Raw genomic sequence first — 12,852 nt, forward strand, 5'->3', positions numbered from 1 at the left:
TTGGATTTGGTCATTTGAAGCGGAAAGGTTCATACTCCTTCACGATGAACGTCCCTTCCTTCACTTCAATGATTAGAACTTCTTTTCCGTAGTCGATCGCTTTGTTTTCATAACCTGCAGCCCTCTTCGAAATGATGCCATTCACCGTCTCGATGATGATTTCGCCAAAGCCGTCGACCGGTACCGGGACGATGACTTTGCCGACCTGTCCTGTGAGTGATTCATCCGTGTAGGCAAGCGATACTTCCGCGGATTTCAATGGAAGGAGCACGAAGAAATATAGAAGGAAGTCCAATGCGGTCGCCGCCCCAAGTGCTATAATCAGGATTAGCAAGTGGTTCCATTCTGTCGTCAACTCCAAAATATAACCAACTGCAGATGTAAATGAAATGAATGCTAGAATGACAGCGGGATCCAATAGCGGACTCGCATCGCCTATCCCTTCTGCAATGTCACTGAAGAAAATGTACAGCACGGTTGCCAATCCGCCGATAATGAGCACGGTCAAATAAACATTGATGACCGGCATTCCGAACACTTCCATCCTTTCACCTCGCCTTCTCCTAATTGAATTCTACTATACATACGGCTGGTCAGGAATAAAGTTTCAATATTAATGGAAATAAATTAAAATCTTCACAACATAATACTTGAGCCATATAATTACTTTTCCAAAGAATTCAGCCACTATATCTGTACTTATTTTTACTTTTTTTTGCTATGATAAGACTACTAAAAATTGATTCCGGAAAACGGATGGAGGCCTAAAAATGTTCAGTCCACGTAAAACCGATCCTTTTTTCGCAGCTCTTTTGGAGATTGCTGAGCATGTTCAAGAAGCGATGCATTATGCGCATGATTATAAAGTGACATCTGTAGCAGATTTAAAAGAAGTGAGCATCAGGCTGAAGGAGTACGAAACATCGGGCGATGAATTGATTCACGAACTCATTTCCAAGCTTAACATTTCGTTTATGACGCCAATTGAAAGGGAAGATATTTTACAATTGGCCATTAAAATGGACGATATCTTAGACGGCATCGAACATTTCGCCGCGAATCTGGAAATGTTCTCCCTCACGGAAATTGATGAATATGTCCAGAAGTTCATGGACAACATCGTGAAAAGCTCCGATGAAATCGTCAAGGCGATGGAGCTGTTGGCGAAGAAGAAGCTCGTCCAAATGCGGGATCATGCCGTTTTGATTAAAGAATATGAGCGGATTTGCGATGAAGTCCTTCGCACGTCGATCAAACAACTGTTTATCCGTGAAAAAGATCCGATCCGCATCATCCAGTTCAAGGATATTTATGAGCTGCTGGAAGAGATTGCAGACCATTGCCAGGACGTGGCGAACACACTCGAAACAATTATCATGCGAAACGCGTAAGGGGTAGCAATTATGGAAATGGTATTGTTTCTCACGATTGCAATCGTTGTTTTTGCGCTTGCCTTCGATTTCATTAATGGATTCCACGACACCGCGAATGCCATTGCGACTTCGGTTTCGACACGTGCATTGAAACCACGGACAGCCGTCTATATGGCCGCAATCATGAATTTTATCGGCGCTTTGACGTTTACAGGCGTTGCAAAGACAATCTCCAAAGACATTGTCGATCCGTTTCTATTGGATAACGGATCGCTCGTCATTTTGGCAGCTCTTACTGCTGCGATTGCCTGGAATTTGATCACTTGGTATTATGGCATACCGTCAAGTTCATCGCATGCGTTGATCGGTTCAATCGCTGGCGCAGCCATTTCAGCTGCAGGGATCGGCATTTTGAATTACGGCGGTTTTATCAAAATTATGCAAGCCCTGCTCATTTCCCCGTTCATCGCCATTGCGGGCGGATTCCTCGTGATGTCGCTTTTCAAGGTGTTGTTGAAGAATCGGAATCTGTTCAAGGCGAATAAACGTATCCGCTATTTGCAGATCGGAACAGCAGCTCTACAAGCTTTTACGCACGGTACGAACGATGCCCAAAAAGCGATGGGGATCATTACGATGGCATTGATTGCAGCGCAAATGCAGACGGGCGACGACATCCAGCTTTGGGTTCGGATTGCCGCAGCAACGGCGATGGGACTTGGGACATCGATCGGCGGGTATAAGATCATCAAGACGGTCGGCGGAAAAATTATGAAAATTCGGCCTGTCAACGGAGCCGCAGCCGATTTGAGCTCCGCGATGATCATTTTCGGCGCGACGCTCATCCATTTGCCTGTCAGCACGACGCACGTCATCTCTTCCGCCATCATGGGCGTCGGCTCTGCACAACGTGTTAAAGGCGTCAAATGGGGAGTCGCGAAAAAAATCGTCCTCACTTGGGTAATTACAATGCCAATTTCGGCTGCTCTTGCCGCAATTGTGTATCAAATTTTGAACTTATTTTTCTAAAAAGAAAACTTTTAACTTGCATTGCCAAAAAACCTCTGTTATGATAAAGAAGAATTATTTTTGTTCGGCGTGATGGTCACGATTTTTACGCTTGACCGCTTCAAGACTTGAGCAAGGATAGTAACACAATGTGTGCTTAGCACACGAGGAGGAAACAAACATGGAACAAGGTAAAGTAAAATGGTTTAACGCAGAAAAAGGTTATGGCTTCATCGAACGTGAAGATGGCGACGATGTATTCGTACACTTCTCCGCTATCCAAGGCGACGGATTCAAGACTCTTGAAGAAGGCCAAGACGTGACTTTCGAAATCGAACAAGGTCAACGCGGACTTCAAGCTACAAACGTTGAAAAAAACTAATTTGATTTAAACCTTTCAAAACCACTTTCTTCGGGGAGTGGTTTTTTTCGTTTTATATAATATGTGGGTGCAGTGACTTTGAGTGCGCGGCAGCCGGCTTTGGGCGCGGAAGCACCGACTTTGAGCGCGGAGGCACTCACTTTGGGCGCGGAGGCACCGACTTTGAGCGCGGAGGCACTCACTTTGGGCGCGGGAGCACCGACTTTGGACGCGTGGGCACGTATTTTGGATGTGCGACCTCCCGCTTTGGACGCGCAGACAACCACTTTGGACGCGCGGCTCCTCACTTTGGACGCGATTCTTCTAATCTATTCCTTTAGAAAAGACATTCTCATCCATTTTCGCTATGATAAGGGAATAGACAGATAGATCAGGGAGGAAGATGTTATGCGCACACTTGCGCGTTTTGTTACGAAGTATTATAAGACGATCATGATAGCCTGGATTGCGTTTTTTATTGCGATGGCTATTTTTGCGCTCCGCTTGCCAGGGCTGCTTGCGGGTGACGGATTCAGGATGGATGCGGAACATGAACAAGTGATGAAGATCGCTTCCGAGAAGTTCGATTTGCCCGCGGAAACGATGTTCGTCGTCTTTGATAAGGTGAGTGACGAAACGATCGCTTCCACCTTGGCGGACATTGAGAAGCTAGGCCTTGCTTCCGAAGTCGTTTCCCCGCTGGAAAATGAAGAGCAATATACAAACGATGTTTCATACGCATTGCTTCATTTTGAGAGGAACGGCAAGGACATGTCCACTGTCGTCACTGATATCCGGGAAGCGATCGGGGATAAGAAAGGAATTGTCTTAACGGGACAATCAGCCATTACAAAAGATATTAACAGCGCAAGCCAGCGCGATTTGATGAAGGCGGAAGCAATTGGATTGCCGATTGCGATCATCGTTCTTCTATTCGCCTTCGGGTCGGTCATGGCATCGATGGTCCCTTTAATTGTCGGGGTGGCAACCGTCATTTCCACGTTCGGCGTGTTGGCGTTAGTTGGCGGACAGATGGACTTGGCAATCTTTGTATTGAATATCGTCCCGATGCTCGGGCTCGCTTTGAGCATCGACTTTTCGCTTCTATTCATTAGCCGCTATCGGGAGGAACGATTGAAGAGTGATGTACTCGAAGCTGTAGCGACGACTATCCGAACTGCGGGCAGGTCTGTCATTTTCTCGGCATTTTGTGTGTTCATCGGACTCGGCGCGATGTTCATTATCAAAGTGGAGATTTTCCAAAATATCGCGCTCGGCGGTATGCTTGTCGTCGGCATGGCCGTGCTCAGTTCAGTGACATTGCTGCCATCTATTTTGATACTGCTTGGCGACCGTTTAAACAAAGGACGCATTCTGAAAGTGAAGGAAAATGGCTCCGATAGATGGAGGCAGTTTGCCAATGCGGTTATCAAACGGCCCGTCCTCATTACGATTGCAGCACTCGTTTTACTAGGTATTGCTATAATTCCCGTGAAAAATATGGATTTGACGATCCCACAGATCGATTCACTGCCGGCGTCGTATGATACGCGGGCTTCGTACGAATTGATGGATGACACTTTCGGGCTTGGTAAGCAATCGAATGTGTACATAGTTGCGGAACGGGACGGCGGTTGGTCTGATACGGAAGGCTTAAAAGCAATGAAAGTCTTGGAAGAGGATTTAGCCAATGACCCTTTAGTCGACAAACTGACGACCATTTACACTGCAAGTGGAGTCGGGTCCCCAGAAGAATGGGAACAAGCGACGCAAGACCCTGAAATGAAGGCACAGCTTGAACCGCTTCTCGATTCATTCGTGAAAGACGATCAAGTATTGATTCCCGTGACGCTTCAGGCGAAAGGTACGTCCGAAGAAGCGCAGCAATGGGCGCGGGATTGGTCGGAACAGAAGGAATGGAATCTGTTGGTGGGTGGTCAACCGAAGTTCAACCAGGAAATTTTCGATGAGATTTTCGGCAATATAATTTCTGTGCTGACGGTAATTCTCGTGTCGACGTTCATCATCTTGATGATTGCATTCCGCTCGGTGCTCATTCCGTTGAAGGCGATTTTAATGAACATCGTCGGACTGTCCGCGACCTTCGGAATTCTCGTCTACATTTTCCAATACGGACATTTCGGACTGCATCCCGGAACGATTGCGCTCATTATTCCGATACTCGTTTTCAGTCTCGTCTTCGGCTTGAGCATGGACTATGAAGTGTTCCTCATTTCGCGGATGCAGGAGGAATATGCGAACACATTCGATAATGATCATTCCACTGTCGAAGGGCTTGCAACGACAAGCAAGATCATTACATCCGCGGCTTTAATTATGATTGTTTTGACCGGCGCATTCGCGTTCACGGACGTCATGCCTGTCAAGCAGATCGGTGTCGGCATCGCAATCGCAGTTGCCATTGACGCCACGATCATACGCCTTCTGCTCGTCCCGAGTTTGATGAAGCTGTTCGGGAAATGGAACTGGTGGATGCCTTTCAGGAAAGGGCCATATAAAGCTGGGAATTGGCATTAACTTTTACAATAAAAAACTGCCTCGACAACGGAAATCCCGTTTGTCGAGGCAGTTTTTTCATATCAAATCCACAATTTCCACGTTCGTATTGACATGTGCATCCTTATCGAATTGTTTAATCATCAGAAAATAAATGATCGCCACTACCGCAAGGACGAAAACGACCAGTCCTATGACGAGCGTTCTTCCCTTCACTCGGATTCACCTCCGCTAATTGTGAAGTTTTCCTCCTTCAAATAATCCGCAGCTTCCCGGTAATCTCCGAAGCTTTCCTCCAAATTATAGCCATGATAAACATTGAAGAAACCCTCTTCTTCCAATAACGTCAACTTCTGGCCTTGTCCATTCACCCATACTTCTTCAAGCGGATCTTCTTCCTCTTCTTTTGTCGATAGCGCGCGAATGGCATCACGGATTATTGCTTTCAATTCCTCTTCCGTCGCTTCACGAATATTGACGAGTCCGCGGTCATCCGGCTCGTAGCTCGGGATTCCTTCCACATACACAAATCCATTGCCGTTCGGGTGTAGATGCTGCACGACGACGGTTTTGTCGTACAAACTATCTTCATAATGGTAGTTGAGCCGTTTCATCGACACTTCTTTCCTCGTCAGTTCAGGGAATGTCTCAATGATTTGCTGTTTTTGTTCGAATGTTAGCATGATCTGGCCACTCTTTCTTTGTCAAATGTCTTTCCAGTATACCATTATTCTTCCTTCACCGTGAGACCGAGTGCACGCGCAAAACCGAGAGCTTGTTCAATCGAAACGATGCATCCCGCAATTTTCGGTACAGTCACTTCAATGTTTTCATATGTACTGCTTGATAAATCCACGCCATCCAAATCAGTTTCCGAGAAATTCGCATTGTCGAGCTTACACTTTTCAAACCGCACTTGATTGAACTTGCATTCGTAAAAATCGCTATCCATTAAATTGCAATCAGTAAACTCAACTTCCTTTATCTCGGAAAAATTGAAGTTCGCATAGCGGGCGTCACTATCCTTCACGAGAAGATGTCCTACATTGGAATTGGCCAAATCCGCTCCCGTCAGCTTCGAATTAACGATTTCGCAACGGTGGAACATGACGTTCCCCATTTGCACGTTCGAGAAATCGCATGTTTGGAATAAAACATCGACGAATTCCACGCCTCTCCAATCACTATTCGCAAAAGACATATCCTTGAATACACAATTATCGAACACGAGGCTCACCCCATCTGCGCCAGGCATTACACCGCCTTCAAATCTCGCTTGTTCAATAAACCTTTCCCGCATCCATATATCCGAAGGCCTTAACAGTTCGTGTTCCATCGACAATTTCGGCTTCACACGCTTGTCCCTTTTCTCTGCCATGAAATCCCCCCTATCGCGTCTTCCATTCAAAGAATAGAATGAGCAGTATGACGACTGAAAACGCCAATATATAAAACCAATTTGGAATCGAACTAATTCCGCTGAACATCTAACCATCTCCTTATCCAGGCGAACTACAAATCCCGTTTATCACCGTTTGAGTTGAGTTTATCACCGCTCACGGCTAGTTTATCACCACTTAAAATAAGGTTATCACCGCTCACGACGACTTTATCACCGCTTGTCCATTTCCCCCACACTAATTATCTCCGTACTCCCGAAATCACCCGTAAATCAATCGTAATGTGCTTCATTCCCATCGCCAGCACCTCACGAACGCGTTCTTCAGTCGCATTCCATGTGAGTGGCGTCATGCGGATCAACGGTGCGAGCAACGTTTCAGGCAATTCAAATCGGTATGTCACTCGTTCCGTCTCTACTGCATCGAACTGTTCTTGGAACCTCGCTACCGGGTCAGCCTCCTCTTTCTGCTGCTTCCCGTCGTAAAAGACTTCCCGTAATTCCTGCAAGTACCCGCTTTCCGGCACCACTTTCACCAACAAGCCGCCTCGTTTCAGCAGCCGGTTGAATTCCGCATAGTTCGCCGGTGATAAAATATTCAAGATCGCATCCATACTAGAATCCGCAAAAGGCATGGCAGCGAGATCCGCCACGCTCCAAATGATTCCCGGATAGGCTTTCGAAGCTGCCGTAATGCCCTCCTTCGCCAAATCGATGCCGATGCAGACACTTTCCGTCCCTAGCTGTGAATGAACTGCCTGTAAATGGGTCCCTTCCCCGCAGCCCGCATCCAATAGGACGGGACTTTTCGTTTCCGCCAAATGACCATCCAAACGAGTGATGATATTTTTAAGGATTGGTCCAAAAAAACCACTATTCATGACGGCATTCCTCGCTTCAAACAGCGACTTATCGTATTTCGTCGAATGGGCTTGCGGCGCCAAATTGACATAACCACTCTTCGCCAAATCAAACGAGTGCATGTTCCGGCAGACGAGTCGGGAATGCCCCTCCATTTCCATCCCAGCAGAACAGATTGGGCATTTGAATAGCTGTATATTCTTCTCCATCACAAGCGCGCTTTGCATTTTCTTCGTCAATTTCATTTCGATGCTCCGTTCCATTATTGTTCTACCAGTATACCGCCTTTCCGCCTGGACTCAAACTATCAACAGGTCCCACTGTATCTATCGCACCTTCAGCGGGTACAATAATAGAAAGGAGGCGATTTCCGTGAAGCGGATTTTTCAATTCATCATTTTCATAGTTGCACTTTATCTCGCTAAACCTTTATGGGAAGAGCCCGTTTCGAAATATGTCGACCTTTCCTTCTTGAATCCGGTCGACGAAAAGATTGAGAACGTATTGGAGAAAGAGCCGGTCGTTTCCGCCATGAACTCTATCCTTAACGCTGCCGATAAAATCTTCCTATATATATCTTCGAAGTCTTCTGAAGTGGAACAGATGATTCCAGACAAAGTGGCCAAACCTATATTGGACAAGCCCGATCACTCTGCAATGTCCATCCATAATATCGAGCTTGGAGCAAGCGAAGAACAAGTGAAGGCAGAGCTTGGAGAGCCAAAAAGCTATTCATTGAATGAATACGGCACCGAGTGGTTTACGTACCATGAGGATTACCAGAATTTCGTCATGATTTCCTTTGACGAAAATTCGAAAGTGAATGCGATCTACACGAACGACAACCTCATTTCCTCAAAAGCCGGGATCCAGTATGGCACACCGAAAGCGGAAGTCCGGAAAGCGTATGGCGAGCCACTGAATGAGATCCGCAAAGGCTTGAACATCTACGTCCTTCAGGAAAACGAAGGGATGGACCTCTTTAAAGCCGGAGGTGCCTATTTGTATGTGTTTTATGATCTTCATCGGAATGAAACCGTGACGGCTGTCAAGCTCATCACGACCGCATTGGAGCAGAGAAAAAACGGGATGTACGCAGGCGGGGATGTATCTTTGCGCAATGGGTTCGAGCAGCAACTTTTCGATTTGACGAACGCTGCCCGTGTCCGGCATGGCCGCTCGATATTGCGATGGGATGACAGAATCGCCGAAACGGCCCGCAAACATAGCCGCGATATGGCGATCAATGATTATTTCAGCCACGATAATCTGCAGGGGCTCTCACCCTTCGACCGGATGAAAGAGGACCATATCAAGTTCCGCAGGGCGGGCGAAAATTTGGCTTACGGCCAGTCAAGCAGCATTTTCGCACATGAAGGCCTTATGAATTCGAAAGGGCACCGGGAGAATATATTAATAAAAGATTACAGCCATCTCGGCATAGGGGTCGCTTTCAACGAAAAATCACAGCCGTATTACACGGAGAACTTTTTCCTGCAATGAACTCTTCACGACTATATCTGTCTCTTAAGGGGAATATAAGGAGGAGAATATAGAAAAGGAGGAGTTCGAATGAGAGCTGTAACGTACCAAGGTGTGAAAGATATCCAAGTGAAGAATGTGGAAGCTCCGAAGATTGAAAAGCCCGATGATATCATTATCAAGGTCACCTCAACAGCCATTTGCGGATCCGACCTGCATATCTATTTAGGCGCGTTGCCGACACATAAAGACTATGTCATCGGCCATGAACCGATGGGAATTGTCGTGGAAACTGGTCCAAATGTGACGAAAGTCAAAAAAGGAGATCGCGTCGTCATTCCGTTCAATGTGTCATGCGGCCACTGTTTTTATTGTGAGCATGAGATGGAAAGCCAATGTGATAATTCCAACCCCAATCCTCATGTCGATACGGGCGGTTATTTAGGATTCACCGAACGCTATGGAGAGTATCCGGGTGGCCAGGCGGAGTATTTACGTGTTCCTTACGGCAATTTTGCGCCATTTGTCATCCCTGAGTCTTGCGAACTGCCGGACGAGGCGCTTCTGTTCATGTCCGATGTGCTGCCGACCGCTTATTGGAGCGTAGAGCATGCAGGTGTGAAGAAAGGGGATACTGTCGCTGTCCTAGGATGCGGTCCTGTAGGTTTGATGGCGCAGAAATTCGCTTGGATGAAAGGCGCGAAACGCGTCATTGCGATTGACCATGTCCCTTATCGACTTAGTCACGCTATCAATATGAACCAGGTGGAAGCTTTTAATTTCGATGACTATGACAATATGGGCGCGCATATTAAAGAAATTACGAGCGGCGGAGTCGATATTGTCATCGATTGTGTCGGGATGGACGGTAAAAAGAATCTCGCGGAGAAGATCGGTCAAAAGATGAAAGTACAAGGCGGGGCGTTGAGCGCTCTAGAAATCGGCTACCAAGCTGTGCGCAAATTCGGGACGATTCATCTGACAGGCGTGTATGGATCGCTCTACAACATGTTTCCACTCGGGAATATGTTCGAGCGGAATATTACGCTGAAGATGGGACAAGCTCCTGTCATTCACTACATGCCTTTATTGTTTGACAAGATTACAAAAGGCGAATTCGATCCGACGGAAATCATCACCCATGTCGTACCGATGGAGGAAGCATCAGCCGCTTACCATCACTTCTACGAGCATGAAGATGATTGCATCAAAGTGATATTGAAGCCTTGAATATAAAAACCGGTCCACGCATTTCGTTGCATGGACCGGTTTTCTTATTTCTTTGCTGTAAACGCGGCGCAGGCAATCCGTGCACCGGAATTCCCTGCTGGGTCGGTCTTGTAGTCATCCGCCTTTTCGTGGATGACGATTGCACTTCCGTCCTTATCGAGTATGGAAGTTTCCTGGCCTTTTTTTAACGTGATTTCGGAAGTCGTCAGCTTCATGGACACTTTCCCGTCTACGTTAACTTCAATATTCGGCAAATCGCCTAGATGGAAGCCTTTCGGATTGTCAAAGCCATGTTCCTTGCCTGTCGGATTGAAATGCGCACCGGAGGAAGTAAAATCCGGTGGTGTACATACACCGGTTTCATGGAAATGAATTCCATGCGACCCAGGCGGCAAATTCTCAGCCTGCACATTGATGAGCACACCTTCCGGCTCCTGAACCAATGTCACTTCACCGATTTTCTTTCCTTCCGTGTTCACTAAAGGAGAGACAATCGCCTCCATCTTTTCCCCGCTGACAGGAACTTTTTTATTCGATTTCCCACATCCTGCCATGACGAGAATGACGCTAATTAGTAATACGACTATTAGTTTTTGCTTCACTATGATTCCTCCTCAACATTTTCTCTTGCCAAGTGTGTCCAAATAAAGGGGATTTATTAGTGGTAAGTTTTCCCGGCATTTTGTTGAGAAGGAAACATAAAAACCGCTGATCATTCCTATTGGGAATGAACAGCGGTTCTTCAATTACGCTAGCATTAATTTCTCAAGATCAAGTGGAGCTATATAAACCCCATCTTTGTAAACTCGCATGTTGCCGCCGGAAATTTCATCGATCAGCATGACATTCCCTTCTTCGTCACGACCGAACTCAAGCTTGATGTCGTATAGCTCAAGTCCCTTCTCCGCAAGCTCTTCCTTCACAACGGCGGAAATCTCCTTCGTCATCGGTTCAAGGACGTCATATTCCTCGTTCGTCAAAATATTGAGCTGTGCAAGCGCGTCTCTCGTAATCGGCGGGTCATTGCGGTCGTCATCTTTGATCGTCACTTCGACGAATGCGTCCAACGGTTGTCCCTCTTCGCAATACGCTCCGTACCTGCGCAAGAAACTGCCGACAGCACGGTAACGGCAAATGACTTCAAGCCCTTTCCCGAAAACGGTAGCCGGCTTCACGGTCATTGTCGCTGCATCGATATCCGCATCGACATAATGCGTCGGAATCCCTTTATCGGCCAATTTCTCAAAAAAGAACTTCGTCATACGCAAGCCCGATTGCCCCGCACCTTCAATCGTCAATCCTACTGTATTCGCGCCCGGATCAAACACGCCATCCTCACCGGTCACGTCATCTTTGAATTTCAGTAACACATTTCCATCTTCCAATTTATAAACGTCTTTCGTCTTGCCCTTATATACAAGTTCCATGCCCACGTTTCCTCTCTATTCGAAAATGTAGTGCCACCATTAGTATAAGGCACTTTCATCGGTATAAAAAGAGAAATCTCCACATTCCAATTTCAGGATTTTTCTCTTGTCAGCATTCATGCTACGGGTGTATAATAGCTCGATGAAATCTATGCACAGAGCGAAAGCGAGTGAATGAAGATGGGTCGGAAATGGAATAATATTAAAGAGAAAAAAGCTTCGAAGGATGCGAATACGAGCCGTATTTACGCAAAGTTCGGGCGTGAATTATATGTAGCAGCAAAACAGGGTGAACCTGATCCCGAGTTGAACCAAAATCTCAAAATGGTTATCGAGCGCGCGAAAACATACAATGTACCAAAAGCGATCATTGACCGTGCAATCGAGAAAGCAAAAGGCGGCGCTGAAGAAAACTATGACGAGCTTCGCTACGAAGGCTTCGGCCCGAACGGATCGATGGTCATTGTCGACGCGCTTACGAACAACGTCAACCGTACCGCTTCCGAAGTACGTGCAGCATTCGGGAAAAACGGCGGTAACATGGGCGTCAGCGGCTCCGTTGCGTACATGTTCGATGCGACTGCCGTTTTCGGTTTAGAAGGTAAAACGGCGGATGAAGTGCTCGAACTTCTCATGGAAGCAGACGTCGAAGTCCGCGATATTTTAGATGAAGAAGACACGGTCATCGTCTATGCAGAACCTGATCAATTCCACGCCGTGCAAGAAGCATTGAAGAACGCCGGCATCACAGAATTCACAGTTGCTGAATTAACGATGCTAGCACAGAATGATCTTACTTTAGACGCCGACGCGCAAGCACAATTCGAGAAAATGATCGACGCATTGGACGATTTGGAAGACGTTCAGCAAGTTTATCATAATGTTGATTTAGGCGAATAAGCGAACAGAACCACCAAGTAATCGGTTTTCACGGTTACTCGGTGGTTCTATTTGTATCTTACTTATTGTTTTGTTCTTCTCCGAGAAGTTCTATTTTCTTCTCTAATTTCTTTTCCATTCTCCTATTGCTTTGGATATATTTCTTTTGATTGCTCAGTAAAGAACTTGCAATTAGGGCAATAAAAGCGAGTAACAAAATATATAACAGTAACTCCAAAATCACACAGCTTTCCCCTCGGATGCTGCACATATTTCATTGCCAACTTCAATGACCACGGCTTGATCGCCCAATGA

General features: G+C 46.4%; 16 protein-coding genes. 8 read left to right on the forward strand and 8 right to left on the reverse strand.

What is annotated here, in order from left to right; all coding sequences use genetic code 11:
- Positions 1-10 precede the first annotated feature (10 nt).
- Positions 11-544, reverse strand: a complete 534-nt coding sequence (locus NIT04_RS16480) for a hypothetical protein (protein WP_252504613.1) — start codon at positions 542-544, stop codon at positions 11-13.
- Between the two features lie 226 nt (positions 545-770).
- Here NIT04_RS16480 and NIT04_RS16485 point away from each other — a divergent pair, with 226 nt between their 5' ends.
- From NIT04_RS16485 to NIT04_RS16505, 5 genes are all read left to right on the forward strand, one after another.
- Complete coding sequence (locus tag NIT04_RS16485; RefSeq protein WP_252504614.1) at positions 771-1,391, forward strand: DUF47 domain-containing protein; 621 nt, start codon at positions 771-773, stop codon at positions 1,389-1,391.
- 12 nt (positions 1,392-1,403) lie between these two features.
- Positions 1,404-2,402, forward strand: coding sequence for an inorganic phosphate transporter (locus NIT04_RS16490; protein ID WP_252504615.1), 999 nt, complete (start codon positions 1,404-1,406; stop codon positions 2,400-2,402).
- 160 nt (positions 2,403-2,562) lie between these two features.
- A complete protein-coding gene (locus NIT04_RS16495) occupies positions 2,563-2,763 on the forward strand; it encodes a cold-shock protein (protein ID WP_060205704.1) in 201 nt (66 codons plus the stop codon).
- A gap of 72 nt (positions 2,764-2,835) precedes the next feature.
- Positions 2,836-3,132: a hypothetical protein gene (locus NIT04_RS16500; protein WP_252504616.1), complete on the forward strand. Its 297-nt coding sequence runs from the start codon at positions 2,836-2,838 to the stop codon at positions 3,130-3,132.
- Between the two features lie 18 nt (positions 3,133-3,150).
- On the forward strand, positions 3,151-5,280 hold the full coding sequence (locus NIT04_RS16505) for an MMPL family transporter (RefSeq protein WP_252504617.1): 2,130 nt from the start codon (positions 3,151-3,153) through the stop codon (positions 5,278-5,280).
- A gap of 57 nt (positions 5,281-5,337) precedes the next feature.
- Here the strand turns inward: NIT04_RS16505 and NIT04_RS16510 are convergent, their stop codons facing one another.
- The 4 genes from NIT04_RS16510 to NIT04_RS16525 form a co-directional block, all read right to left on the reverse strand.
- Positions 5,338-5,475 (reverse strand): hypothetical protein, encoded by a 138-nt coding sequence (locus NIT04_RS16510; protein WP_252504618.1) that lies wholly within the window; start codon positions 5,473-5,475, stop codon positions 5,338-5,340.
- Positions 5,472-5,942 carry a hypothetical protein gene (locus tag NIT04_RS16515; RefSeq protein WP_252504619.1) on the reverse strand — a complete coding sequence of 157 codons (471 nt, stop codon included), beginning with the start codon at positions 5,940-5,942 and terminating at the stop codon, positions 5,472-5,474. The genes NIT04_RS16510 and NIT04_RS16515 overlap by 4 nt, the downstream gene beginning before the upstream one ends.
- Before the next feature lie 44 nt (positions 5,943-5,986).
- Positions 5,987-6,637, reverse strand: coding sequence for a pentapeptide repeat-containing protein (locus NIT04_RS16520; protein WP_252504620.1), 651 nt, complete (start codon positions 6,635-6,637; stop codon positions 5,987-5,989).
- Positions 6,638-6,900: 263 nt separating this feature from the next.
- Entirely contained in the window at positions 6,901-7,782 is an 882-nt protein-coding gene (locus tag NIT04_RS16525; protein ID WP_252504621.1) for a putative RNA methyltransferase, read from the reverse strand.
- A gap of 109 nt (positions 7,783-7,891) precedes the next feature.
- Here NIT04_RS16525 and NIT04_RS16530 point away from each other — a divergent pair, with 109 nt between their 5' ends.
- Both NIT04_RS16530 and NIT04_RS16535 read left to right on the forward strand, forming a co-directional pair.
- Entirely contained in the window at positions 7,892-9,022 is a 1,131-nt protein-coding gene (locus NIT04_RS16530; RefSeq protein WP_252504622.1) for a CAP-associated domain-containing protein, read from the forward strand.
- Between the two features lie 69 nt (positions 9,023-9,091).
- Positions 9,092-10,231 carry a zinc-dependent alcohol dehydrogenase gene (locus NIT04_RS16535; protein WP_252504623.1) on the forward strand — a complete coding sequence of 380 codons (1,140 nt, stop codon included), beginning with the start codon at positions 9,092-9,094 and terminating at the stop codon, positions 10,229-10,231.
- 44 nt (positions 10,232-10,275) lie between these two features.
- Here NIT04_RS16535 and NIT04_RS16540 read toward each other — a convergent pair whose 3' ends face one another.
- Both NIT04_RS16540 and NIT04_RS16545 read right to left on the reverse strand, forming a co-directional pair.
- Complete coding sequence (locus NIT04_RS16540; protein ID WP_371922562.1) at positions 10,276-10,833, reverse strand: superoxide dismutase family protein; 558 nt, start codon at positions 10,831-10,833, stop codon at positions 10,276-10,278.
- Positions 10,834-10,977: 144 nt separating this feature from the next.
- Positions 10,978-11,658: a phosphoribosylaminoimidazolesuccinocarboxamide synthase gene (locus NIT04_RS16545; RefSeq protein ID WP_252504624.1), complete on the reverse strand. Its 681-nt coding sequence runs from the start codon at positions 11,656-11,658 to the stop codon at positions 10,978-10,980.
- Between the two features lie 180 nt (positions 11,659-11,838).
- Here NIT04_RS16545 and NIT04_RS16550 point away from each other — a divergent pair, with 180 nt between their 5' ends.
- Entirely contained in the window at positions 11,839-12,558 is a 720-nt protein-coding gene (locus NIT04_RS16550; protein WP_252504625.1) for a YebC/PmpR family DNA-binding transcriptional regulator, read from the forward strand.
- Positions 12,559-12,616: 58 nt separating this feature from the next.
- Here NIT04_RS16550 and NIT04_RS16555 read toward each other — a convergent pair whose 3' ends face one another.
- Complete coding sequence (locus NIT04_RS16555) at positions 12,617-12,781, reverse strand: hypothetical protein (RefSeq protein WP_252504626.1); 165 nt, start codon at positions 12,779-12,781, stop codon at positions 12,617-12,619.
- Positions 12,782-12,852: the final 71 nt, after the last annotated feature.

This window comes from Sporosarcina sp. Marseille-Q4943 (assembly GCF_943736995.1).
Classification (GTDB): Bacteria; Bacillota; Bacilli; order Bacillales_A; family Planococcaceae; genus Sporosarcina.